Origin of the sequence: Spiroplasma endosymbiont of Danaus chrysippus (assembly GCF_902809815.1) — a bacterium.
Classification (GTDB): domain Bacteria; phylum Bacillota_I; class Bacilli_A; order Mycoplasmatales; family VBWQ01; genus Spiroplasma_E.
On sequence record NZ_CADDIL010000004.1, the window covers coordinates 117,009 to 143,124 of the forward strand.

At 24.4% G+C, this 26,116-nt stretch carries 31 protein-coding genes; 16 read left to right on the top strand and 15 right to left on the bottom strand.

What is annotated here, in order from left to right; genetic code table 4:
* Positions 1–799: 799 nt before the first annotated feature.
* From SPIRDC1_RS05835 to SPIRDC1_RS05875, 9 genes are all read left to right on the top strand, one after another.
* Positions 800–1,795, top strand: a complete 996-nt coding sequence (locus SPIRDC1_RS05835; RefSeq protein WP_174479968.1) for an IS3 family transposase — start codon at positions 800–802, stop codon at positions 1,793–1,795.
* A 231-nt stretch (positions 1,796–2,026) separates the two neighbouring features.
* Positions 2,027–2,356, top strand: coding sequence for a 50S ribosomal protein L31 (rpmE, locus tag SPIRDC1_RS10520; RefSeq protein ID WP_174480976.1), 330 nt, complete (start codon positions 2,027–2,029; stop codon positions 2,354–2,356).
* Between the two features lie 178 nt (positions 2,357–2,534).
* A complete protein-coding gene (locus SPIRDC1_RS05845; RefSeq protein WP_174480977.1) occupies positions 2,535–4,505 on the top strand; it encodes an ATP-binding cassette domain-containing protein in 1,971 nt (656 codons plus the stop codon).
* Between the two features lie 17 nt (positions 4,506–4,522).
* The gene (locus SPIRDC1_RS05850) at positions 4,523–5,548 is read left to right on the top strand and encodes a DHH family phosphoesterase (protein ID WP_174480978.1); all 1,026 of its coding nucleotides are present in this window, start codon (positions 4,523–4,525) and stop codon (positions 5,546–5,548) included.
* A 24-nt stretch (positions 5,549–5,572) separates the two neighbouring features.
* On the top strand, positions 5,573–6,163 hold the full coding sequence (locus SPIRDC1_RS05855; RefSeq protein WP_174480979.1) for a thymidine kinase: 591 nt from the start codon (positions 5,573–5,575) through the stop codon (positions 6,161–6,163).
* 15 nt (positions 6,164–6,178) lie between these two features.
* Positions 6,179–7,276, top strand: coding sequence for a peptide chain release factor 1 (gene prfA, locus SPIRDC1_RS05860; protein WP_174480980.1), 1,098 nt, complete (start codon positions 6,179–6,181; stop codon positions 7,274–7,276).
* A gap of 17 nt (positions 7,277–7,293) precedes the next feature.
* Positions 7,294–7,686 carry a hypothetical protein gene (locus SPIRDC1_RS05865; RefSeq protein ID WP_174480981.1) on the top strand — a complete coding sequence of 131 codons (393 nt, stop codon included), beginning with the start codon at positions 7,294–7,296 and terminating at the stop codon, positions 7,684–7,686.
* Positions 7,687–7,712: 26 nt separating this feature from the next.
* Positions 7,713–8,552, top strand: coding sequence for a peptide chain release factor N(5)-glutamine methyltransferase (gene prmC / locus SPIRDC1_RS05870; protein WP_174480982.1), 840 nt, complete (start codon positions 7,713–7,715; stop codon positions 8,550–8,552).
* 425 nt (positions 8,553–8,977) lie between these two features.
* Positions 8,978–9,694 (top strand): hypothetical protein, encoded by a 717-nt coding sequence (locus SPIRDC1_RS05875; RefSeq protein ID WP_174480983.1) that lies wholly within the window; start codon positions 8,978–8,980, stop codon positions 9,692–9,694.
* A gap of 456 nt (positions 9,695–10,150) precedes the next feature.
* On the opposite strand, the gene SPIRDC1_RS05880 is transcribed toward SPIRDC1_RS05875, so the two are convergent.
* From SPIRDC1_RS05880 to SPIRDC1_RS05920, 11 genes are all read right to left on the bottom strand, one after another.
* Positions 10,151–11,389, bottom strand: coding sequence for an IS256 family transposase (locus SPIRDC1_RS05880; RefSeq protein WP_174479940.1), 1,239 nt, complete (start codon positions 11,387–11,389; stop codon positions 10,151–10,153).
* Positions 11,390–11,437: 48 nt separating this feature from the next.
* Complete coding sequence (locus tag SPIRDC1_RS05885) at positions 11,438–12,304, bottom strand: hypothetical protein (RefSeq protein ID WP_174480984.1); 867 nt, start codon at positions 12,302–12,304, stop codon at positions 11,438–11,440.
* A 3-nt stretch (positions 12,305–12,307) separates the two neighbouring features.
* Positions 12,308–12,565, bottom strand: coding sequence for a hypothetical protein (locus SPIRDC1_RS05890; protein WP_174480985.1), 258 nt, complete (start codon positions 12,563–12,565; stop codon positions 12,308–12,310).
* A gap of 303 nt (positions 12,566–12,868) precedes the next feature.
* A complete protein-coding gene (locus tag SPIRDC1_RS05895; RefSeq protein WP_174480986.1) occupies positions 12,869–13,009 on the bottom strand; it encodes a hypothetical protein in 141 nt (46 codons plus the stop codon).
* Between the two features lies 1 nt (position 13,010).
* Positions 13,011–13,835, bottom strand: coding sequence for a RecT family recombinase (locus SPIRDC1_RS05900; RefSeq protein WP_174480987.1), 825 nt, complete (start codon positions 13,833–13,835; stop codon positions 13,011–13,013).
* Positions 13,828–13,956 carry a hypothetical protein gene (locus SPIRDC1_RS10310; protein WP_255495922.1) on the bottom strand — a complete coding sequence of 43 codons (129 nt, stop codon included), beginning with the start codon at positions 13,954–13,956 and terminating at the stop codon, positions 13,828–13,830. The genes SPIRDC1_RS05900 and SPIRDC1_RS10310 overlap by 8 nt, the downstream gene beginning before the upstream one ends.
* A gap of 9 nt (positions 13,957–13,965) precedes the next feature.
* Positions 13,966–14,157 (bottom strand): hypothetical protein, encoded by a 192-nt coding sequence (locus SPIRDC1_RS05905; RefSeq protein WP_174480988.1) that lies wholly within the window; start codon positions 14,155–14,157, stop codon positions 13,966–13,968.
* Positions 14,158–14,260: 103 nt separating this feature from the next.
* Entirely contained in the window at positions 14,261–14,551 is a 291-nt protein-coding gene (locus SPIRDC1_RS05910; protein ID WP_174480989.1) for a hypothetical protein, read from the bottom strand.
* Positions 14,544–15,194 (bottom strand): PD-(D/E)XK nuclease family protein, encoded by a 651-nt coding sequence (locus SPIRDC1_RS05915; RefSeq protein ID WP_174480990.1) that lies wholly within the window; start codon positions 15,192–15,194, stop codon positions 14,544–14,546. Before SPIRDC1_RS05915 ends, SPIRDC1_RS05910 begins: the two co-directional genes overlap by 8 nt.
* On the bottom strand, positions 15,187–15,309 hold the full coding sequence (locus SPIRDC1_RS10315) for a hypothetical protein (RefSeq protein ID WP_255495898.1): 123 nt from the start codon (positions 15,307–15,309) through the stop codon (positions 15,187–15,189). The genes SPIRDC1_RS05915 and SPIRDC1_RS10315 overlap by 8 nt, the downstream gene beginning before the upstream one ends.
* 23 nt (positions 15,310–15,332) lie before the next feature.
* Positions 15,333–15,542, bottom strand: coding sequence for a hypothetical protein (locus SPIRDC1_RS05920; protein ID WP_174480357.1), 210 nt, complete (start codon positions 15,540–15,542; stop codon positions 15,333–15,335).
* A gap of 761 nt (positions 15,543–16,303) precedes the next feature.
* On the opposite strand from SPIRDC1_RS05920, the gene ftsY reads away from it, so the two are divergent.
* Genes ftsY through metK form a run of 5 tightly spaced genes read left to right on the top strand, consistent with a single transcriptional unit; the run spans position 16,304 to position 20,641 of the window.
* Positions 16,304–17,272: a signal recognition particle-docking protein FtsY gene (ftsY, locus tag SPIRDC1_RS05925; RefSeq protein WP_174480991.1), complete on the top strand. Its 969-nt coding sequence runs from the start codon at positions 16,304–16,306 to the stop codon at positions 17,270–17,272.
* Position 17,273: 1 nt separating this feature from the next.
* On the top strand, positions 17,274–17,594 hold the full coding sequence (ylxM, locus tag SPIRDC1_RS05930) for a YlxM family DNA-binding protein (protein ID WP_233214991.1): 321 nt from the start codon (positions 17,274–17,276) through the stop codon (positions 17,592–17,594).
* A 15-nt stretch (positions 17,595–17,609) separates the two neighbouring features.
* A complete protein-coding gene (locus SPIRDC1_RS05935) occupies positions 17,610–18,437 on the top strand; it encodes a TIGR00282 family metallophosphoesterase (RefSeq protein WP_174480992.1) in 828 nt (275 codons plus the stop codon).
* 30 nt (positions 18,438–18,467) lie between these two features.
* Positions 18,468–19,454 carry an alpha/beta fold hydrolase gene (locus SPIRDC1_RS05940; RefSeq protein ID WP_174480993.1) on the top strand — a complete coding sequence of 329 codons (987 nt, stop codon included), beginning with the start codon at positions 18,468–18,470 and terminating at the stop codon, positions 19,452–19,454.
* 11 nt (positions 19,455–19,465) lie between these two features.
* A complete protein-coding gene (gene metK, locus SPIRDC1_RS05945; RefSeq protein WP_438363302.1) occupies positions 19,466–20,641 on the top strand; it encodes a methionine adenosyltransferase in 1,176 nt (391 codons plus the stop codon).
* A gap of 123 nt (positions 20,642–20,764) precedes the next feature.
* On the opposite strand, the gene SPIRDC1_RS05950 is transcribed toward metK, so the two are convergent.
* The 3 genes from SPIRDC1_RS05950 to SPIRDC1_RS05960 form a co-directional block, all read right to left on the bottom strand.
* A partial coding sequence (locus tag SPIRDC1_RS05950; RefSeq protein ID WP_233214992.1) for a DDE-type integrase/transposase/recombinase occupies positions 20,765–21,646 on the bottom strand: 882 nt, incomplete at its 5' end.
* Between the two features lie 43 nt (positions 21,647–21,689).
* Positions 21,690–22,928, bottom strand: coding sequence for an IS256 family transposase (locus SPIRDC1_RS05955; protein WP_174480995.1), 1,239 nt, complete (start codon positions 22,926–22,928; stop codon positions 21,690–21,692).
* A gap of 58 nt (positions 22,929–22,986) precedes the next feature.
* Entirely contained in the window at positions 22,987–23,712 is a 726-nt protein-coding gene (locus tag SPIRDC1_RS05960; RefSeq protein WP_174480996.1) for an ankyrin repeat domain-containing protein, read from the bottom strand.
* Between the two features lie 225 nt (positions 23,713–23,937).
* Between SPIRDC1_RS05960 and SPIRDC1_RS05965 the strand changes: the two genes are divergently transcribed.
* On the top strand, positions 23,938–24,285 hold the full coding sequence (locus tag SPIRDC1_RS05965) for a hypothetical protein (protein WP_174480997.1): 348 nt from the start codon (positions 23,938–23,940) through the stop codon (positions 24,283–24,285).
* Positions 24,255–24,932: a DDE-type integrase/transposase/recombinase gene (locus tag SPIRDC1_RS05970; RefSeq protein WP_174480998.1), complete on the top strand. Its 678-nt coding sequence runs from the start codon at positions 24,255–24,257 to the stop codon at positions 24,930–24,932. The genes SPIRDC1_RS05965 and SPIRDC1_RS05970 overlap by 31 nt, the downstream gene beginning before the upstream one ends.
* A 207-nt stretch (positions 24,933–25,139) precedes the next feature.
* Here the strand turns inward: SPIRDC1_RS05970 and SPIRDC1_RS05975 are convergent, their stop codons facing one another.
* Positions 25,140–26,111, bottom strand: coding sequence for a 3'-5' exoribonuclease YhaM family protein (locus SPIRDC1_RS05975; RefSeq protein WP_174480999.1), 972 nt, complete (start codon positions 26,109–26,111; stop codon positions 25,140–25,142).
* Positions 26,112–26,116: the final 5 nt, after the last annotated feature.

The following is a 26,116-nucleotide window of genomic DNA, read 5'->3' on the forward strand; positions in this document are numbered from 1 at the left end:
ATTTTCATAAATTACCGTTTCTTGTATTTCCAGCTAATCAAGTAAATATTGGAGTATTTGTTCTATTACAAATTAAATAAGGTTGAGAATGATTTATATCAAATGTTAATTCAGTATTACTTCCTTTTGAATAAATAAATTCTTCATAAATATAAATATCAGATAATATTAATGTTTGTCTTCTAATACCATAATTAAATCATATACGATATCTTTTATTTTCTTTACAATCATATGTAATAGTTTGATTAACTCCATTTATAACACTTGTAGCAACTATTAATCACTTTTCTTTATCTTGCTTTTTATCTAATAAATTATCAACATATTGTTTTGTAGTTGCATCTTTTTCTTGTTCTGGTTCACCTATATCAACAATTCTAGTATTATTTGAAGTAATAATTCTTTTTTCTTTAGGTTGAATAATATTTGGACTATTAGGGTCTACTTCTCATAATGATTCACTACTACCACCAGTAGCACTAATAGTATTAGTTTATTTATCAATAGTAATATTTTCACCAGCAATTAATTTATTTTGTTTTTTATCTAATAAATTATCAACATATACTTTAGTTGTAGCATCACTTAAAAATGTAGGAGTACCAACATCAATAATTCTTCTCCCATTAACATCAATACCTTTATCATCTTTTGGTTTAATAAAATTAGGATTATCTTTATTAACTTCTCATAATGGCTACTTGCTACTTAGCCCTTTTTACTAGACCATTAATTTAAAAAAAACTTGAATGTATTCGAAAAACAATTGTGTTATACAATTAACACTAATTTTGACATGAAAGGATTTTTAATAATGGATAAAATTAAACAAATAGCATTAGTAATTAACAAGTTAAATATCAAACAAAAAATTCAAATTATTGATGATAGCAAAAACCAATATTCAATTAGATATCTTTGCCAACATCTTCAACTAAACCGATCAACATATTATTTTGTAAAAAACAAACAAAACCCTATTAAAAAAGAAAAAAATCAAATTAGTAATTGTACACATAAATATCAAGAATTATGCCAACTTTTACTTGAATTTCATTTTACAAGAAAAGGACAAATTTATGGCTATTTACGAATTTTTTCAGCATTTAAAGAATGATTAAAACAATACAAACATATTATTTTAAATCTAGAATTATCAACAAAACAAATGCGAAAAATTATGAAAGATCACAATCTTCAAGGATTAAAACAAACTAAAAATAACTATCCTAAAAACAAAAAAAATCCAAATAAGTGAATACCTACAATGGATAAAGTAAACAAAGATTATAAAAGTACAACCTCTTCAAATCAAATTTGATCAATGGACACTAAACAAATAAATACTAAAGAAGGTTGATTATATCTTTTTGTAATTATTGATTTTTATTCAAATAATATTGTAAGCTATAATACATGTTCAAACAAATCCTATCAAGATTTAATCCTTCCTGCACTTGAAAAAATAAATCAACAATTCTCTTGAAACCAAGTAAAAAACGTTATTTTACACTCAGATAACGCCAACGAATTTTATTGTCAAGACATCACAAATTGAGCTGCTGATAAGCAAATAATTTTAAGCAAAAAACAACCTTATGATATTGGTGGCAATGTAATATCTGAAAACTGATTTTCTCATTTATCTCAAGAATGACTACCTAAAGGTTCAAATCAATATTTTTCTCTCAATGAAGCTATAAATGATGTAAACCAATATATTATGTTTTATAATTACGAAAGAATACATTCTAAATTTCTAAAACCACCAATTTCACAAATAAAAATTTAAAACTGTCTATCCAAAAGTGGTCCAGTATTTAGGGCTAACCACCTAAAAGAAAAACGTTACTTAATAAAATTCATGATATCTAGTTAATTGAATTAGAACACATTTTTACAATATAATCTATCAAAATAAAAACTTTATCTATCATTAATATTTATTTGCTTTTTTATATTGTTAATGATATTATTTTTAAGTACTTTTTATTAATAGTAATTTTATAAGTGAGGTGAAACCATGGCAAAAGCAAGCATCCATCCAGAGTATTTTCAAACTAAAGTAACATGTATAACATGTATCAATAATTTTATAAGTGGTTCAACTAAGGGTAAAGAAATCCGTGTTGATACATGTTCAAGTTGTCATCCATTTTATACTGGAAAACAATCATTTGTTTCAGCAAAAGGAAGAGTTGAACGCTTTAATACAAAAGCAAGTAAACAAGTTGAAACAAAATCAAAAACTGTTGAAATAAACAAACCAAAACCACAAAATACTAAAACTATTGTATTAGAAACAGCAAAAGATGTTCTAAAACTAACTGATACTAAACAAGTTAAAAAATAATTTTAATTAAACTAGAAACTAATAATAGTTTCTTTTTTTTATACTCTAAAAATAAAATTATTTACAGACATATTTACCATTAATTAAGTTAAAATATTGTATGTATACAACCCAATAAATATAGAATATAATTTTAATAGTATATGAAATAAAAAACTTTAAGGTAGGGAATGGTTTTATGGAAAAATCATCTGATTTTAATAAATTGGTAATAAGTAAAGATATTAGATATAATACTGAGCAAACTAGTAACTTTAATTTTAGTATTATTAATTTATCCGTTGAAAAAGCCGTAAAAGATTGAAGTTTTGAAGGAAAATATCCTAGTTGCTTGGCAATTTTTAGTAATGATGAAGATAATATTGAAAAATTAATTAATGCTCTAGCAGGTTCTTCTGCTATTATGGAGGGTAAAATTTTAATTGATGATATTGATGTTACTTATAATAGTATTGGTTTTGAACGAAAAATGGTTTATGTTAGTATGCATTTACAGAGTTGAAATAAATTATTTAGTATTCAACGTAACTTAGCAAGAACAGCAATTACTAATAAACCCTTTTTACAAGAAATAAGCAATATTAATCAAAAAATTAAGACTGATATTGAAAACTTAAAAAATACAGGTTTAAATTTAGACAGTGGTTATTTTAAAGAAAAATTAATTAATATTATTAAAAATTTTATTAATGAAACACAAAGCACTCGTAATAATTTTATTAAAGAATATCAATATCAAATTAATCATTTTCATAAAAACTTTGCTCAAGAGAAATTTAATTTTGCTGGAAGTGAAAAATTAACAGATATTCTAATTAAAAAATTTACTGCCGAAGAAAAAAATATTACTGCAAATAATAACTTATTATTTTTACAATCTTTGCAAGATCGTATTTCTAGTTTGGAAAGTTTAGTGGGACCATGTTTTTGTGGATGTAATCCACCAAAAGAAAGAAAATGAGAGTTTCAACTACGAGAAATTAGTTTTGTTATTAAAGAAATAAATAATTATTTAAATAGAGAGATTAGTACTACTAGAAGTGAAATTAGAACTACGTTAAAAACTTGTAATAATCATAATCAAAATTTTAATAGCGAACTTAATCATTTAGTTTCATATCAACAAATTAAATGTACTCGTAGTCAAATTGATCAAATTTTAGACCAGTGAATTGACTTAGCAGAAGTACAAAGAATTAAATTTAATATGAAACAAGATTTTGTGGCAATGCAACTTTTACCAGATGAAATGCATTTACTTTTAAAAAATATTAAAGATGAAATTAAAATTTATCATGATAAAATTTTAAAAAATCCACAGTTACAAGATAAAAAAACATATCAACAACAATTACAAACTTTATATTCACAGTTAATTGATGTCCGTGATTTAATTAGTGAAAATATTGTTATGATATTTAAACATTTAGAACTAAGTCATTTATTGTCACTACGTTTAACACAATTAACAATAGTAGAGCGACAAATAATAAAAATCATTCAACAATTAATTGTACCTACTAAAATTTTAATTTTACATAACCCATTTGAACTTTTAAATGTTGATAATAAAGAACAATTAGCAAATTGAATTAAAAAATTACAAAAATTTTTGAAAATAATTATTATTTTTACAACTAATAATCAAGTTGATATTAATTTATTAGCGACTAATGTTACTGTTATTGAAAATGAAATAATTATTCAACAAGGAAATGTTAGTGAAATCACTGATAAACCATTATCTTTAAATTTATTGAAAGAAATAAATGAACAGCATATTAATATTGCAAAGGGAGAATGAAATGCTCATAATTTATATTTTTATAATGTAAATTTAGGTAAGTTTGATGTTAAAACTGCTTCTACTATTGCTTTTAAATCAAATGCCATTTTGTTTAGTGCAAAGAAACCACGATTTACTTTTTTAAAAAATTCAATTATTATTAATGGTGTTATTAAAAATATTACTAAAGTTGATGATAAAAAAGCATATTTATTGGTTGAAACTACTAAATCAGAACAATTTGAAGTTTTAACAAATAATAATGATAATTTAGAAGTGGGAACTGTTGGTTGAATTAGTATTACTAAAAATTCAATTTTTGTTTTTGATGATGAAACAAAGCAATTAATTGGTACATGATAAAAGAAAGGATATATAATATGAATAAGTTTAAAAAAGAAGCACAAGCAATTTATGAATTAATAAAAATCAGTAATCCAATTATTATTCATCGTCATATTAATCCTGATGGAGATGCTTTGGGTTCACAATGAGGATTAAAAAAAATTATTGAAGATAATTTTCAAAATAAAAAAGTACTTGTTCCAGGTGAAACAAATGAACATATGGCATCATTATTTCCACAACCAACTTTTGTTAAAAAAGAAGATTATGAAAATGCACTAGTAATAGTCACTGATACAGCTAATCGTGAACGAATTAGTGGTCAATTTTGAGAAGAAGGAAAAAAGATAATTAAAATTGATCATCATCCAATTGTTGATAAATATGGTGATATTGATTTAATTGAAGAAAAGGCTTCTGCTGCTTGCCAAGTAGTGGCAAAATGAGCACAAGTATTGAATTTAAAAGTTTCAGCTTTAGCAGCTAGAAATTTATTTCTTGGTTTAGTTACTGATTCTGGTAGATTTTTGTATCGCTCTGTTAATGAAGAAACTTTTCAGGTTGCTAGTTTTTTAGTTAAACAAAATTTTAATTTATTAGACTTATATCAAAGTTTATATATTCAAAATTTAAAAATCGCAAGATTGAAAGGATATATATTATCAAATTTTAAAATTACTGATAATGGTGTTGCTTATATAATATTTAACGATAAAATAATTACTGACTTACAAACAAAAATTATTAGTCAAAATAAAATATTAAATATTAAAGGCGAAGTTGTTTTAACTAGAGAAGATTTAACTAGCCAAGTTAATGTAATGTCAAATATTGATGGTATTAAAATTTGATTAATTGCTGCTTATGATCAAATGAATAGTAAAATTAAAGTTAGTGTTCGTAGTGCAAGATGAATAATTAATGATGCTATTGCAAAGTTTGGTGGTGGTGGACATCAGACAGCAGCTGGTGCATATTTACAAAATATTAATGAAGTTGAAAAATTGATTGATAGTTTAGATAAAATTGCTAGTAAATCACCAGAATTAACAAACAATTAAAATTAGAGATGGAGTTGGATATAAATGTATAGTCGTTATAATGAGGGATGAATTGAAGTAATTACTGGTTGTATGTTTGCTGGAAAAACCGAAGAGTTTATGCGACGTATAAATCGTTTACAGTATGCTAAACGCAAAGTGCTAGTTTTTAAACCCAAGGTTGATATTCGTTATGATGCTAAAAAAGTAGTAAGTCATAAAGGAGTATCTATCACAGCGATAGTAATTGATGATCCAATGCAAATATTAAAACATATAGATAAAGAAATAGAAGCAGTTGCAATTGATGAAGTACAATTTTTTAAACCATCAATTATTGAAGTGATTAAAACATTAGCAAATCAAAATAAGCAAGTTATTGTTGCAGGTTTAGATCAAGATTTTCGTGGTGAACCATTTCCTGTTACTAAAGAATTATTAGCTTTAGCAGAATTTGTAACTAAATTAGATGCTGTTTGTGTAAAATGTGGTAAAGCAGCAACAAGAACACAACGTATTATTAATGGCCGGGAAGCTAGATATGATGATGAAATTATTTTAATTGGTGCGCAAGAACAATATGAAGCTCGATGTCGTAGTGATCATCGTGTCTTAACAAATAATCAGAATAGATAAATCAGGTGTGATATTATGAATGAAAAAACATTAGAACAGTTAATGCAACTTACTAAAAAATATAGTGAAATTGAAAAGCAATTAGAAAATCCCGAATTAATTCCTCGTGATAAATACACTGAATTAACAAAAGAACATAGTAGATTAGAACCAATTATTGAACAATATTGAAAATATGAAAAAATTAACAAAGAAATTATTGAAGCAAAAAAGGCATTAGCAACCGAACAGGATCAAGAACTTTGTGAAATGCTTAAAATGGATATTAAAGCAAATGAAATTGAATTAGAAAAAGCAGAAAATGAATTAAAACTAACACTAATTCCTAAAGATATAAATGATGATAAAAATGTTATTATTGAAATTAGAGGAGCTGTTGGTGGCGATGAAGCAAATATTTTTGCTGGTGATTTATATCGTATGTATAGTAAGTATTGTGAAATTCAACGATGAAAAATTGAAACTATTGAAGCAAAAGAAGCAATAAATGGTGGATTTAGTTATATTGCTTTTATGATTAAAGGTAAACATGTATTTGCTAAATTAAAGTTTGAAGCTGGTGGACATCGTGTTCAGAGAATTCCAAAAACCGAATCACAAGGACGAGTTCATACTTCAATTGCAACGGTTGCTGTATTGCCAGAAGTTAATGAAGTTGAAATTAAAATAAATAATTCTGATTTAAGAATTGATACTTATCGTTCTAGTGGTGCTGGTGGTCAACATGTTAATACTACCGATTCAGCAATTAGAATTATTCATATTCCAACAGGTGTTGTTGTAACTTCACAGGACGGACGAAGTCAACATGATAATAAAGATAAAGCAATGCGGGTATTAAGAGCTAAACTTTATGAAAAAAAAGTTGAAGAAGAACAGGGAAGAATTGGTAGTTTAAGAAAAACAGCTGTTGGTAGCGGTGATCGTTCAGAAAAAATTAGAACATACAATTATCCACAAAATAGAGTAACCGATCATCGAATTGGATTATCTTTATTAAAGTTAGATCGTATTATGGAAGGTAATATTGATGAAATTATTATTGCTTTAATTAGTAGTGAACAAAAAGAAAAATTAGAAAATATTGATGAAAATATTACAGTATTAAAGTAAAAAAGGAAGAAATTATTATGGATTTTAAGATTTTAGACTCTAGAACAAAAATTTTGTTTTTAATATCAGTTATTTTTTTATATGCGGCATTAGGAACGTTTATTACATTAACTTTTAGTAGTGGTATTATTCACATTTTATTTTTAGTTTTAACATTATGATTTGCTAGTGCATCTAGTTTAATTTTTCATTATTTATTATGAAAAAATTTAGAATTTTTACGAAATATTAATATTAATAATTTTGGTTTTATTATTAGTATTTGTAGTTACATTATTCTTTTTCCAATTATTTGTTTATTAACAATTAGTTTTTTATTTATTTTTAGTATTATTGTTTTAATTCTCGTTGTTAATAATTTAATAAAAAAAACTTCAAGAAATAATAATTCATCTGTTAATTTTCAATAAAATATTTATTTTTGGAGTATAAATTAATGACTTATAGAGATTATCTTTTATTAGCAAAAAAAATTAATAAAAAAAATGAACAAATTAATAAGATAATTTTATTAAAGTTTATTAATAAAGATTTATCTTGATTATATGCAAATCTTAGTCAAACAATAGCAATAGATTTTTTAGAATCATATTTACAACTAGTTAAAAAATTTGTTGCTGGCTATCCTTTACAATATATTATTGGTTATCAATGATTTCTTGATCATAAGTTTGTTGTTGATAATAGAGTATTAATTCCTCGTAATGAAACTGAAGAACTAGTTAAAAATGTTTTTGTCTATGCGCAAAACATTTTTAATAATGATAATTTAAAAGTATTAGATTTAGGGACAGGCAGTGGTGCTATTGCTATTAGTTTAGCGTTAAAGAAACCTAATTGAAATATAGTAGCAAGTGATATTAGCAAAGATGCATTAACTATTGCTAAGATTAATAACGATAATTTTAACCTAAAAAATATTAATTTTGTTGAAAGCGATATATTTACAAATCTTAAAAATCATAAATTTAATATTATTGTTTCAAATCCACCATATATTGATGAGACAGCAAATACTTTTTCAAAACATAATTTACAATATGAACCAAAATTAGCTTTATTTGCTGATCATAAAGGATTATATTTTTACGAAGTAATTTTTCAACAATGTCATGCAGTTTTAGAAAAATCTTTTTTATTAGCATTTGAATTTGGTTTTGATCAAAAAGAAGCACTAACTATTCTTATTAAAAAGTATTTACCACAATATAATTACAAATTTATTAAAGATATTAATAATAAATGAAGAATGCTATTTATTTGGCGAGCATTATAACATATAAAAATAATTTAAGAACAATAATTTTGTCACTCAAAAGGTGACTATTTTATTTTTTGAAAAGGAAAATTTCATTTAATCTTTCAATTAGGATAACGGGGGCAGTTTTAATGTGGCGTATCATTGAAATATTAAAATATTTTCAGTATTCTTGTTCGGTTAATATAGCATTTCTAATGAAAAAATTTAATGTTACATTTCGAACTTTACAAAGAAATATTACTTTTATTAATACAATGTTAATAAAAATTAGTAATTGTAATATTTCCAGAAAGCAAGATTACTTTGTAATTAATGGTGACAATGAAATAATAGCAATAAATACTTTGCTTACACAGTTTATCCACATATCCAATGAATATCCTTTTGTTAGAATGAGTAATTTGTTCTTAATATGTGTATGACAAAAAAATATTTAAGTAGTGAGTGACTTTATCAATATAAGTAACACAAATAAGTATAATTTAAAAAAAGACATTATTTACTTGAATAACTTTTTCTTTGAACAAAATTTAAGATTAAAATTAAAATTTGAACATAATAAAGGGTTTCAATTAGATGGTTATGAATGACATTTAAGATTTATAACCGCTATTATTATTATAAAACTTATTAGTAAAGATAAAAAAATTCTCTTAACTAATGATAAAGTCCTAACCTATATATACAAAAAAATAGAAATTATAATGATCAATATCGGTTATAAAAAATATTATGATGATCAACTAATATGATTTTTAACAATTCATGTATGAAAGATTAAACTTAATTTTTTTCTTGAAAAAGATGAACAAATTGAATTTAATTTAAACTTAAGTATAAAAAAAGAAGTCGAACATTTTAGATTAATAATTGCTAAAGAGTTTGCTATCGAGTTTGATAAGTTTGAAACCAATTATTTTAATTTCATTTGTTTACTTAATATTAAAGTTGACAGTCAATTATTTCCAAATATAACTTCAGAAATTAGTAACATTACTCAAAAAATATTTTCTTTTATTACTTATGAATATCAGGTGTCTTTATATTCAAATACTTTTAAAAGTATTTGAATAGTTTTCTTAGTGATAATTGATTTAAATTACAATTTAATTATTATAGTGATATTAGTTTTGCCTTGGATGATACTTTTAAAATAGAAAGTGAGTACCAATGAGGGCAACAACTCCTTTTTATTATAAATTCGCAATTAAAAAATAATTATTTTCCCAATCTTAATCTTTTACAAAATAAATTTTTAATAATTACTTTTCATAAAAGTTTTATAGCAAATGAGAACTGAAACATTCCCTTATATATATTCTTAATTGATGACTCCTATGCTAATAAAATTCAAATAACTTCATTTATAAAAGTAAATTTCCCTAATATTTTAATTATTTCCCTAAAAAATAACTTAAGTAATAATTTTAAGCTTCATTTACTAAATCAAAAACCTTGTATATTAATTGAAAAGGTAAATATCTATAGTAATTATAATTTAGATAAATATAAGAATATTTCTGTCATTATTATTAATGAAAATTCATGAAATTATGAATTAGAAAAAAATATGAGGCTTTTTAGTAATCTGTGTTTCTTTGTTTTACAAAGTACTAGTTCAGATTAATTCTGTCTTCAAATTTTATCATAAAATGAGCAATTGCTGTATTTCAATTTTGAATAGGCAATGTTCATTTTTTTGTGATATTTTCAATTGCTAAGTAAAAAATTTTAAAAACTGCCATATCATTAGGAAAAACTTTTTTATTTCTAATAACTTTTCGTAATTGGCTATTAACAGATTCAATAGCATTTGTAGTATAAATTACCCTTTTAATTTCTGCTGGATAACTAATAAAAACCATTAAATTTTCTCAATTTTTATATCAAGATTTAGCAATTTGTGGATATTGTTTATTTCATTTACTTTCAAATGATTCTAAAGCTTGCATTGCTTGTTCTTCACTACATGCTGTATAAATTGGCTTTAAATCGATAACTAGAGACTTTCGATGTTTGTATGAAACATATTTTAAGCTATTTCTAATTTGATGAACTATGCATAATTGATGTTCAGTTTTAGGATAAACTGATTGTATTGCCTCTGACATGCCTGTTAAATTATCACTACAAGCAATAAGAATATCATTTAAGCCTCGATTTTTCATTTCTGTAAAATTATTTAATCAGAATTTAGCACCTTCATTTTCACTAATTCATAAACCTAAAACATCTTTTTTACCTTCTAAATCAACTCCTAAAGCTATATAAACTGATTTGTTAATAATACGTTTATCCTGACGTACTTTAACTACGATACAATCAAAATAAATGATTGGATAAACACTATCTAATGGACGATTTTGCCATGCTTTGACATCATCAATGACATCATCAGTAATTTGACTAATTACGCTTTCGCTAATATCTGCGCCATCATATAACTCTTGCAACTGCATTCTAATATCTGATAAAGTCATACCTTTTGCATATAGTGAAAGAACTTGTTGATCAAAACCATCAAATCTTCTCTGTCTTTTTGTGATTATTACTGGTTCAAAATTACTATTGCGATCTCTTGGTACATCAATTTCAATTTTACCTTGTTGAGTTATTAATTTTTTTGATGTTGTACCATTACGAACATTGTCATTATTACTGCGTTGATTTCTTTCGTGTCCTAAATAATTTTGCATCTCAGAATTCAACATTTTTTCTACCAATCGTTTAGTTAATTCTTTATATAAGCCTCCCTCTTTAAAAACTGTTGTTAAATCCTCAGTATTTTCTAATAATAAATCTACTGCTTTTGATATTGGATCATTGTTATTAAGATTATCTTTTTTAGCCATCTGTAACTCACTCTTTCTAGATATATAAATTATATTTACTAGAATTAATTAAACATAGTTATTTTTGTAAGTCACACAGATTACTAAACATTCCCTCATGTGATTATAATCTCAATTTAATGAAGCATTATCATTATTTAATGGTACTTCGCTCATATTATCACTACCATATTGACTAGTTGTTTCACTATTAATTGTGAATCTATTATCATTAATTAATCTTGTAGTTTCATTATTAAATGGTGTTTCTTGCATTTCTTCAATATGATTAGTTGTTTCCATAGGTAATAAATTATGAATAATTTCACTTGCACCAGCAATTATGGTAGGTACTGCATAAGCATTCATAAAATCATTATTTATACCCATTGCTACACCACTACTAATCAAACAACCACCAGTAGCCATATTACATATCTTTCTTATTGCTTCAAATTTATTAGGTATTAACTCAGTAATTCCAGCAACCAAATTGGCAATACCATATGAATTTAAAGATATATATGTATCTCAATCCATTAAATGATTATCAATAGTATCATGATTACTAAATAATAAATCTGGTGGAAATGGGTCAACAGTAGTAGTTGTTATTACATTTTCTGTTGGATTAGGATTAATATCTGCATTAGTAAATTTTGCATAATTAACTAATCCAATTGTTCCTAACCCTAATCCTATTTTTTTACTTGAATTTAATAATTTACTTTTTAAACTTGGAATTTGATTAATATTTCAAATATCAATTCCAAGTTTTTTACTAAATAATAAAGCATTTATACTTCCTAAAATAGGATTATCTATTAATTGACCATAATATGAAGATGTTCCTATCATTGCACTTAATGGTGCAATTCCAGTTCTTATTAATTTTAATAAAGTATAATTTGAGTTTTGGTTTTCTGTATTTGGCATTTTCTATTCTCCTTTTATAAATTTAAATTGCATATTTCCAATAGTATCTCTATTATTTCCAACTATACTTAAATATCCAGTTTGATTATTTTCTAATATTCATGAATAATAAATATATTGTGGATATAATTTTGGATATAAATTTAATGCTAATAAATAACATAAAGCATCTTCTTTATTTTTTAATAATGCTACTGTTGGACATTTGATTTCTTTTGGACTTTTTTCATTATAAAATCATTCAGTTCTAATATTTCTCATTATTTCACATCCTTTTATGAACTCATCAGCACCGTAACAAACGGTGGACTATAGAATTATAATGTTATCCAAATTTTAATAATTCTATAGTTTCGTTCTGTATAGGTATAAAATTATTAGGACTTACATTGACATATTTTAAGCAAGAATAAAAAATAGGGAATAGGAGTTAGAAAGGATATATGTCAAATGCCTAAATATTAATTATTTTCAATGTTAATATCTTCAATTTTTATATTTATAGTTATTCCATCTAAGTTTTTTAATTCTTTTAATTTATCTATTATTTCTAAAATATCTTGTTTAGTCATTATCAAATTCACCTTTTTCTATAAATTCAAGTATTTTATAATAAGCAGTAAGTTTACCTGCTTCTTTTAAAGAGTCACATAAACAAATATTAATTTGCTTATTTAATCAAATAATTAATTTTTCTTTATTCATACTACACTTCAAAATTTTCTATAATTTCTTCTTCTTTTTCTAATTCTTTTAATTTTGATAAAGTAGAATTTATATCAGTATTATCAATATTATTATTTGAATTAATAATTTTAACTTCATCACCAGTATTATCTTTATAAGCAATAGTTTCTTCATCAATTACTACACCTTGGTCTAATTGAAGTGCTAAATTAATATCATCTTGATTATTTAATACTATAATTGGTGTTTTATTAATTTCACGAATAAGTGCTTTAACTACAGTTTTTAATGCCATTTGGTCAAAACTAGTATTTCAAGGACTATCTTCACGCTTAGTTTTACTAAATTTTTTTCTTCATTCTTGACATTCTTCAACAGTCATTCCTTTATAAAAATTATTAATTTTACCATTTTTATCTAAAAGTGAAATATAACAATAATAACCAATTGTATTAATAGTTTTTCTTTCAAAAATTAATGCTGGATTAATTTCCCATTTATTATTTTCTTTATTAAATTTATGTGCTGATGTTATTTTTTCTCTTTGAAAATCAACAACTAATCCAGTTCTTTGTAATAATGTTAATCAACCATCTTCTTGAATTTGAACTTGTAATTCATCACCATAAGGAATTAATGCTAATTCTTTTTTAATAGGATTAATTGAAAGATTTAATTTATATAAATTAAATAAAGCATTAAATAAACTTTGTTGATTCATATTTCTTAAATCTTTACTAGAATTTCTAATTATTTCATAATAATTTCTAAATTTTAATAATTCTTCTTTATTACTTTTAATAAAATTAGGAATTTTTAATTCATTTTTATTATTATTACTCATTATTTTCTTCTCCTTTTTTATTTAATAATTCTAAAATTTCATCTAATTTTTTATTAATTTTTCCTATATGTTTTAATAAAATTAAAATTGATTTATCCATACCAGAACTTTTTTTATCCATAAGTTACTCCTATCATTTTTTAATTGTTTTAAATCTATTATCTAAATGTACTTCAATATTTTTACTAGGATTAACTATTAAATGACTATTAATTTCAATTCAATTATTTTGATTACTATCTAATTTTTTAGGTAATTTATCAAATTCAATTGAATTACAAGAATAAATAGTTTTTTCTTTAATTGTTTTTTCATTAATCATTTTTATTTCTCCTTATTAATTTATTTTTTTACAATCTCAACATAAATTATTTTGACAACATTCGTATTTTTGATGTTCATAGCAATAATATAAAAAATTACATTTATTGATTATTTTCTTCTTTTTGCATTTCTTTGAATTTAAGTCAGTTTAAATCTTCGCAATCATTATTAAAGTCTATAAATATTCTTTCTCTATAAAGGTTTATTTGACTTTTAATAAACTTAATATCTTCTTGTAAATCTTTAATCATATTTCAAATAAATATATTTTGTTCTGGTTCATTATCTTGAAAAGTAAATAAAAAATATTTATGTAAACACATTTCTTTATATTTTAAATCTTGTTTTAAAATTCTCATTTTTTCTTTATTCTCAGGTATTTTTTTAATCATTTTCATCTTCTCCTTTAAAATATTTTGTTTTTGCATTCATTCATTCGATTATTAATTCATTTGTTATTTCTATTTTTATTTCTTGCTGATTATTTTTATTACTTAAATAAACATAGGTTTTATTAGATGGATTTATATCATTAAAAAGTAACATACAATAATAAGCAGTTAATTGTAATTTAATTCTTTTTAATTTATCTTCATCAATAAAAGCATAAGTTTTATAATCTACTAAATAATATTTATTTTCTTTTTTATCTAAATAAACTAAATCTGGTGTTCCAGCAACTAAATTATCAGCAATAGGTTTTTCTATAATAAATTCATAATAATTTTTATCTTTAAATTTTTCTTTTAAAAACATAAGTGATTTTTTACAATAAAAATAATTTATTGAATTTGTTATTGGTTTTAATTTTTTTAATAAATTATTAATAATATTTTCTTGATTAATATTTTGTAAATATAATTCATTAAGTTTATGAACTCATTTACCACGATTTGAAGCATTTTTTAATACTTCTGGTGATATATGACTATATCCAAAACCTAAATAATTATCAATAATTTTAGAAACTGATATTAATTCTTTATCATCTAAAAAATATTGATGAGTTTCTTTTTTAAAAATTAATTTACTCATATTTTTTTCTACCTATTAATATTCAAAAACATTTATTACATAATCTATTACCAATTGAAGATTGTTTTCTACATCTATCACAAGAACCAACCATTCTATATTCTCTACATTCCATAAATATTTTTACCTTTCATTAATTTAATTAAGTTTTTTATTTAATTCCTTATTATTAAAATTTATGTCTAATTCCATTACTAATATTTCATATTTTTCAATATAAGCATCTTTGAATAAATGATGTTTATAATTTCTATGAAAGTTAGTAGCATTTTCAACTGTAGAAAAAGCCTTATATTTTATTTGACCAGTATAATTAACTTCATATTTTAATAAGTAAATATATTTCATATTTATTTTTCTCCTTTATTTTTTTTATTGTGTTATGATATTGTTAATGAGGTATGTATTTATATATAAAACCCCCTATTTTTTTAAATAATACAAATGTAATTGTTAATTAGATTAATGGGGTATTTACTGAGCCATAGTGAGGCTATTCAAATTAATCTATAATTACATTAAGCGATACAGTGTAACATTTTAACTTACTTAACATTAAATGCTCTTTTATTCTGATATAGAAGTATTTACATAAAGTACTCACTATTAGACTTCTACGACAGTTTTATTAAGTTTTAATCTTNCCCCTATTTTTTTAAATAATACAAATGTAATTATTAATTAGATTAATGGGTTCTTTACTGAGCCATAATAAGGCTATTCAAATTAATCTATAATTACATTAAGCGATACAGTGTAACATTTTAACTTACTTAACATTAAATGCTCTTTTATTCTGATATAGAAGTATTTACATTTCGTACTCACTATTAGACTTCTACGACAGTTTTATTAAGTTTTAATCTTTTAACAAAAAAAGAACGATATAACTATCGTTCTTTTTTATCCAATTATGATTCCAAGGGTTAAAGTTATGCGCCCGAAAAAATTGATTGATATTTTTTGGATTTATTATTAAATTAAAATATAATAAATTACTTATTAAATAAAACTTTTAAATCGTACTATTAATATTTTAATAAAATTAAAGTATTAATGTCATAAATAACTAGTTATTTATTGGTATAATAAACAATGTAGGTGAAAATATGGCATTTTTTAAAAATTTAAAGACAAAATTATTTGGTCAAAAGACAACTAAATATGATCAGGGCCTTAAAAAGTCAAGAACATTATTTGCATCTAAAATTAAAGCATTAGCAGCGCGTTATCATCAACTTGATGAACAATATTTTGAAGAATTAACTGAAGTATTAATTTTAGCAGATGTTGGATACAAAATGGCAGAAACTATTACTGATGAAATTCGTCATGAAGCTAAAATCCAAAAATTAACAAAACCAAAAGATATTAATGATATTATTATTGATAAAATGTTTGTTATTTATACTGATGGTCAGTTAGTTTCTACAAGATTAAATTTTAGTAGTAATAATATTTCGTTATTTTTAGTTGTTGGTGTTAATGGTAATGGTAAGACAACATCAGCAGCTAAACTAGCAGCTAAATTAAAAACACAAGGTAAAAAACCAATTCTAGTTGCTGCTGATACTTTTCGTGCTGGTGCAGTTGAACAATTGCAAATTTGAGCAGAAAGAATTGGTATTCCTTGTTATTTAGGAACACCAAAGCAAGATCCAGCTAGTGTTGTTTATGCTGGAATTGAAGCAGCTAAATCTGAAAGTTGTGATGTTATTATTGTTGATACAGCAGGGAGATTAGAAAATAAAGTTAATTTGATGCAGGAGTTAAAAAAGATTAATAAAATTATTACTCAGAAATTAGGACATGAAGCTAATGAAACATTGTTAGTAATTGATGGTACAACTGGACAAAATGGTATTAATCAAGCGCAAGAATTTATGAAAATTGTTTCTTTGACTGGCATTATTTTAACAAAAATGGATGGCACTGCTAAAGGTGGCATTATTCTTGCTATTAAGGAAGAATTAGATATTCCTGTTAAATTAATGGGTTTTGGTGAAGGTATTAATGACTTGGAAGAGTTTGATTTAGATAAGTATATTTTTAGTTTAACAAGTGATTTGTTTGTGTAGTATGAAAATGAATAGTTTAGAAAAACAAGTTTTATATTATAGTTTATTTGCTTTTTATAATACATTATTAACAGCAAAACAAAAACAATATTTTACAAATTACTTTATTGAGAATTTATCTTTACAAGAAATCGCTGATTTACAAAAAGTATCACGAACGGCTGTTCATGATAGTCTACAAAAAGTTATTATTTTATTAAATAAATATGAAAGTAAGTTGCATCTTTATGAAAAATATAAACAACGACAAGTAATATATGAAAAATATACGGAAAAGTATAATTTTATTAAAGTTTTACAAGAAATTGATAAAATAGAATAAAGCAGGTGGAAATTAATGAAAATTTTAATAATTGGTGATATTTACAGTATTGTTGGTAGACAAATGGTTAAATATTGAATTCCTAAAATAAAAAAGGAATATGAAAATCAATTTAAGATTGATTTAGTAGTTGCGAATGGTGAAAATACTACTCATGGTAAATCATTATGTAAAAAACACTATGATGAATTAAAAAATGCTGGTATTGATATTATTACTACCGGTAATCATATTTTTGGTCATCCTGATGTTGCCAAGTATATTAATACAACTCCCGATTTATTGCGTCCTTTAAATTATAATCCTTATCATCCAGGTAATGGTACAATTTTAGTTAAAGTTGGTAATAAAAAAGTGCGTGTAACAAACTTAATTGGTCGTACTTTCATGGATAAATCTGATAATCCTTATTTTGCTCTTGAACAACTTATTACGATTGATAAACAAAATAGTGAAGAAAAAAGTGACATTCATATTATTGATTTTCATGCTGAAGCAACAGCGGAAAAGTTATCTTTTGCTTGAAATTTTGATGGTCAAGTTACTTGTGTGGTAGGAACTCATACTCATGTTCAAACAGCAGATAATCGTTTATTACCAAAAGGTACTGCTTTTATTAGCGATGTTGGAATGACAGGTCCGTTTTATTCTATTATTGGTGCTAAAGCTGAAGAAGTTATTATTCGTGATAAAAAAAGTATGCCGGCAAAATTTAGTCCAGCTGATGGTGAAGGTCAATTTTCAGCCGTTTTATTAACTATTAATGATGAGACAAATAAAGCACAAAAAATTGAACGTATTTTTATTCATCCACAAGCACCTAATTTTAAAATTTACGAATAATTACAAATATAGGAAGGGACTAACTTTAACATGATATGAAACAATGCTAATTTTTTTACTGATAAAAATGGTTTATATTCGATTTTAATTGGGATTAGTATATTAATAATTTTAAAAATTTTAAGAATTTTATTAATGGCAAAAATTAAAGATAATGTTCATGTACAACAAGCTGCTGAAATACGAGAAAAGGTAATTATTTTACGTGATGGTTATGAAGTAAAATTATTTAAGCAAATGGTTGATAAAAGTACAGTCATTATTATTGGTGCTCATGGCTTGCAAGGTCAAAAAGATGATTTTAAATTATTAAGTTCTTTTTGTAAAAAATCACAACTATCTTTAATTACTTATGATCGAAGAGGTAATGGTAAAAATGGACAAGATTGAAAATTTAAATCATTAGGTACTGATATTAATGATTTAAAAGATATAATAAGTGCAGTAAAATCTAAATATCCTAATCAAAAAATTATTGTTTTTGGTGAATCATTAGGCGCAGCTATTGCTAGTCATGCTGTTAAAAATAATTCACAAGTATCAGCATTAATTACTAGTAATTTAGTAACTAAAAAAAATCTTTATCAATTTTCATTAAGTTTTATTATTTGTTTTTGTTTTGCTTTTATTTTTAATTCTAATATTCAAATGCCAATCTATGTTGAAAATCAAGATATTTCTAGTAATAATGCTCATATTAATAATATAAATCAAAGATATAGTAATCGTCAAAATTGATCATTACGTTTTTTACTACAATTTAAAAAAATTAATAAAAAAAGTATAATGGAAATTAGTAATTCAAAACTTCCAACGTTAATCTTGCAAAGTGCTGATGATGTATTTAGTGATTTTCATCAACTTAAAATTAATAAAAAATATTGGAAGAAACATCATAGTTATGTTTTTATTTTTGATGGTAAACATGCTTTAATTAATGAACCTAATATTAAAGATATATTTGATAATGAAATTATGCCATGAATTACAAAAAAAATTTTATTTGAGAAAGGTTAAAAAATATGAAATTAATACCTAATATTACCCATCCTCTTTTTACTAGTGAGTCTGTTGCTCCTGGTCATCCTGATAAGATTTGCGATCAAATTGCTGATGCAATTTTAGATGCTTTTTTAAAACAAGATCCACATGCCAAAGTAGCATGTGAGGTTTTTATTACTACAAATTTTGTTTTAATTGGTGGTGAAGTTCATAGTCATGCTCAAGTTGATTATCAAGGAATTGCGCGAAAAGTTATTACTGAAATTGGTTATATAAATGATGAAATTGGATTTAATGGTTTTACTTGTGAAATTAAAGTGTTAATTCATGAACAATCACCTGATATTTTACAAGGTGTTGAATTAAAAAATCATCAAATTGGTGCTGGTGATCAAGGAATAATGTTTGGTTATGCATGTCAGCAAACATTAGAATATATGCCATTAGCAATTGTTTTAGCACATGAATTAATTAAACGAGCTACAAAATTACGAAAGGAAAAAAAATTTAAGTATGCACTTCTTGATATGAAAGCGCAAGTTACTATTGATCAAGAAGACCCTAAAAATTTAAAAATACATACTATTTTAATGAGCATTCAACATCAAGCAAATTATGATGAAAAACAATTTAAAACATTTATTCATAAAGAAATTATGCAATATATTGCTAATAAATATCATTTAAATCTTGATTTTAAATATTTAATTAATCCAACTGGTAAATTTGTAATTGGTGGACCTGCTGGTGATACTGGTTTAACAGGAAGAAAATTAATGGTTGATACTTATGGTGGAGCTGCTTGTCATGGCGGGGGAGCTTTTTCAGGAAAAGATCCCACTAAAGTTGATAGAACGGGTGCTTATTATGCTAGGTATATTGCTAAAAATATTGTTGCTGCTAACTTAGCAAAGATTTGTGAAGTACAATTAGCTTATGCAATTGGAACTCCTGAACCAATTGCAATATTTGTTAATACTCATCAAACTATTATTTCCGGTTTAACAGAGGCAAAATTAACAGAAATAATTTATCAAGTCTTTGATTGTTCTGCTAGTGCTATGATTGATAAATTAGAGTTATTTAAACAAAATTATCAACAATTATCAACTTATGGTCATTTTGGTAGAAATGATTTACAATTACCTTGAGAGAAATTAGATAGAGTTAGTTTATTGAAAACTTATTTATCAAAAAAATAAGATGGGGAGAGATATTTTATGTTTTTAGAAGTAATAGCTACATCTTTAAAAGATATAGAAAAAATTAATAATTCTTTAGCGGTGGTTAGCCCTAAATACTGGACCACTTTTGGATAGACAGTTTTAAATTTTTATTTGTGAAATTGGTGGTTTTAGAAATTTAGAATGTATTCTTTCGTAATTATAAAACATAATATATTGGTTTACATCATTTATAGCTTCATTGAGAGAAAAATATTGATTTGAACCTTTAGGTAGTCATTCTTGAGATAAATGAGAAAATCAGTTTTCAGATATTACATTGCCACCAATATCATAAGGTTGTTTTTTGCTTAAAATTATTTGCTTATCAGCAGCTCAATTTGTGATGTCTTGACAATAAAATTCGTTGGCGTTATCTGAGTGTAAAATAACGTTTTTTACTTGGTTTCAAGAGAATTGTTGATTTATTTTTTCAAGTGCAGGAAGGATTAAATCTTGATAGGATTTGTTTGAACATGTATTATAGCTTACAATATTATTTGAATAAAAATCAATAATTACAAAAAGATATAATCAACCTTCTTTAGTATTTATTTGTTTAGTGTCCATTGATCAAATTTGATTTGAAGAGGTTGTACTTTTATAATCTTTGTTTACTTTATCCATTGTAGGTATTCACTTATTTGGATTTTTTTTGTTTTTAGGATAGTTATTTTTAGTTTGTTTTAATCCTTGAAGATTGTGATCTTTCATAATTTTTCGCATTTGTTTTGTTGATAATTCTAGATTTAAAATAATATGTTTGTATTGTTTTAATCATTCTTTAAATGCTGAAAAAATTCGTAAATAGCCATAAATTTGTCCTTTTCTTGTAAAATGAAATTCAAGTAAAAGTTGGCATAATTCTTGATATTTATGTGTACAATTACTAATTTGATTTTTTTCTTTTTTAATAGGGTTTTGTTTGTTTTTTACAAAATAATATGTTGATCGGTTTAGTTGAAGATGTTGGCAAAGATATCTNTGAGGCTTTTTAGTAATCTGTGTTTCTTTGTTTTACAAAGTACTAGTTCAGATTAATTCTGTCTTCAAATTTTATCATAAAATGAGCAATTGCTGTATTTCAATTTTGAATAGGCAATGTTCATTTTTTTGTGATATTTTCAATTGCTAAGTAAAAAATTTTAAAAACTGCCATATCATTAGGAAAAACTTTTTTATTTCTAATAACTTTTCGTAATTGGCTATTAACAGATTCAATAGCATTTGTAGTATAAATTACCCTTTTAATTTCTGCTGGATAACTAATAAAAACCATTAAATTTTCTCAATTTTTATATCAAGATTTAGCAATTTGTGGATATTGTTTATTTCATTTACTTTCAAATGATTCTAAAGCTTGCATTGCTTGTTCTTCACTACATGCTGTATAAATTGGCTTTAAATCGATAACTAGAGACTTTCGATGTTTGTATGAAACATATTTTAAGCTATTTCTAATTTGATGAACTATGCATAATTGATGTTCAGTTTTAGGATAAACTGATTGTATTGCCTCTGACATGCCTGTTAAATTATCACTACAAGCAATAAGAATATCATTTAAGCCTCGATTTTTCATTTCTGTAAAATTATTTAATCAGAATTTAGCACCTTCATTTTCACTAATTCATAAACCTAAAACATCTTTTTTACCTTCTAAATCAACTCCTAAAGCTATATAAACTGATTTGTTAATAATACGTTTATCCTGACGTACTTTAACTACGATACAATCAAAATAAATGATTGGATAAACACTATCTAATGGACGATTTTGCCATGCTTTGACATCATCAATGACATCATCAGTAATTTGACTAATTACGCTTTCGCTAATATCTGCGCCATCATATAACTCTTGCAACTGCATTCTAATATCTGATAAAGTCATACCTTTTGCATATAGTGAAAGAACTTGTTGATCAAAACCATCAAATCTTCTCTGTCTTTTTGTGATTATTACTGGTTCAAAATTACTATTACGATCTCTTGGTACATCAATTTCAATTTTACCTTGTTGAGTTATTAATTTTTTTGATGTTGTACCATTACGAACATTGTCATTATTACTGCGTTGATTTCTTTCGTGTCCTAAATAATTTTGCATCTCAGAATTCAACATTTTTTCTACCAATCGTTTAGTTAATTCTTTATATAAGCCTCCCTCTTTAAAAACTGTTGTTAAATCCTCAGTATTTTCTAATAATAAATCTACTGCTTTTGATATTGGATCATTGTTATTAACAATATCTTTTTTAGCCATCTGTAACTCACTCTTTCTAGATATATAAATTATATTTACTAGAATTAATTAAACATAGTTATTTTTGTAAGTCACACAGATTACTAAACATTCGCTTTATAATAGATAAGATTAAACATTTAACAAGGTTACTGTTCTTTTGTATTAAAAGAACAGTAACCTTTATTGATGGTTTATTATTATAATTAGTTGTATTGATTTCATTTTTATTAGATTCTAAAGAAAATTGTTTTGTTAAAATTTTTTCTACTTTTGTATGTTTTTGTTTTTGTGCTCTTATTAAAGCAGTTTCACCACGTAAATTTATTTGATTAATATCAGCACCATTGACTATTAATAAATCAACTACATTTAAATGGCCATTTTTAGCGGCCTTTGTTAAAGCAGTATTGCCAAATTTTGTTTTATGATTAACATTAGCACCGTTTGTTATTAAAAGATTAACTATTTTTATGTAACCTTTTTTGGTAGCTAATAATAAAGGTGTATCATAATCTTTATTTATATAATTAACATTAGCACCGTTTGTTATTAAAAGATTAACTATTTCTGTGTGACCTTGTTCAGCAGCTAACATTAAAGCAGTATCTTTTGTACTATTTATATGATTGATATCAGTATTATTTTCTATTAAAAATTGAACTATTTCAATGTGACCATAATCAGCGGCTGTTATTAAGGCACCCTCCATATCGAACTTATTGTTATCAGGATTAAGTAGTAAAGTTTTAACTGTTTGTAAGTCACCTTCTTCAATAGCTGTTAAAAATTTATTTTTAGGCATTTCTTTATCTTCCTTTTCTAAATTAAAACAAAAAACCTATTTATTTTGAAATAAAGTAAATAGGTCAAAAACTTATATCAAGTATATAGGGACTTCGTCCCTCGCCACTACGTGGCTCGCTACTTGCTACTTGCTACTTAGCCCTTTTTACTAGACCATTAATTTAAAAAAAACTTGAATGTATTCGAAAAACAATTGTGTTATACAATTAACACTAATTTTGACATGAAAGGATTTTTAATAATGGATAAAATTAAACAAATAGCATTAGTAATTAACAAGTTAAATATCAAACAAAAAATTCAAATTATTGATGATAGCAAAAACCAATATTCAATTAGATATCTTTGCCAACATCTTCAACTAAACCGATCAACATATTATTTTGTAAAAAACAAACAAAACCCTATTAAAAAAGAAAAAAATCAAATTAGTAATTGTACACATAAATATCAAGAATTATGCCAACTTTTACTTGAATTTCATTTTACAAGAAAAGGACAAATTTATGGCTATTTACGAATTTTTTCAGCATTTAAAGAATGATTAAAACAATACAAACATATTATTTAAATCTAGAATTATCAACAAAACAAATGCGAAAAATTATGAAAGATCACAATCTTCAAGGATTAAAACAAACTAAAAATAACTATCCTAAAAACAAAAAAAATCCAAATAAGTGAATACCTACAATGGATAAAGTAAACAAAGATTATAAAAGTACAACCTCTTCAAATCAAATTTGATCAATGGACACTAAACAAATAAATACTAAAGAAGGTTGATTATATCTTTTTGTAATTATTGATTTTTATTCAAATAATATTGTAAGCTATAATACATGTTCAAACAAATCCTATCAAGATTTAATTCTTCCTGCACTTGAAAAAATAAATCAACAATTCTCTTGAAACCAAGTAAAAAACGTTATTTTACACTCAGATAACGCCAACGAATTTTATTGTCAAGACATCACAAATTGAGCTGCTGATAAGCAAATAATTTTAAGCAAAAAACAACCTTATGATATTGGTGGCAATGTAATATCTGAAAACTGATTTTCTCATTTATCTCAAGAATGACTACCTAAAGGTTCAAATCAATATTTTTCTCTCAATGAAGCTATAAATGATGTAAACCAATATATTATGTTTTATAATTACGAAAGAATACATTCTAAATTTCTAAAACCACCAATTTCACAAATAAAAATTTAAAACTGTCTATCCAAAAGTGGTCCAGTATTTAGGGCTAACCACCTCTTTTTTAGCCATCTGTAACTCACTCTTTCTAGATATATAAATTATATTTACTAGAATTAATTAAACGTAGTTATTTTTGTAAGTCACACAGATTACTAAACATTCCCTATTAATTTATGATAAAAAATAAACTCTCTTTAATTAAAAGAGAGTTTTTATTATTTAAACTTTTTTATTTTTTTCTTTTAAATTTTGATGTTTATAGAACATTCTATTTTCAATACTTGCAATACGAGCAGTTGATTCACCAACATTAATATTAACCAATGCTTCATCAATTGCATAGATCTTTGCATCTAAGGTATCTAAATGATGTAAAATTTCTGCTTCTATTGTTTTTGGTAAGACAGGTGAGCCATATTCATATTTACCATGACTAGCTAATATTAGATGCTGTAATAAAACTACGATTTCTTCCTCTAAGTTAATATTTAATTCCTTACAAGCGAGTGTAACTTGCATTGCACCTAATGAAATATGACCAATCATTTTACCTGATAGTGTATATGAACTAATAGGATTATTATTTAATTCAACCATTTTTCCATAATCATGCATAATGATTCCTGCATATAATAGTTCACTATTAATATTACGATCATTATAAAGTGCTACTACTTGTTTTGCCATTCTTAGCATTGTTACTGAGTGTCATAATAAACCGCTTTGAACAGCATGATGCATTTTAACTGCTGCTGGTCACTTTTTATAATCATCAATATTTTTTTTATTAAAACATTGGATTAATATTTTTTTTAAAATTGGATTTTTAAATTCCTTTATTGTTTGACTAATTTCAGTTCATGCTTCAATAATATTAATTGGTGCTTGTGTAAGCAATAAATCATAATATTCACTAGGATTAGTAATAATAGTTCAATTATTAATTTTTAGTTGTATTTCATTATTATAATTAATGCTATTTGCTTCAATTTTAATTACTTGTCCTATTGTTAATTGTTCAATAGTTTCTTCTCTTACGTCTCAAATTCTTGCTGAAATTGTCCCAGTTTTATCTTGTAATTGTAAGTTTAAATAATTAGTATTGTTAGAAGCAACACCTTGAATTACTCGATTAATAATTACTACTAAACTTAAAACATTATTAGGTTTAATATCTTTAATTACAATCATTTTTT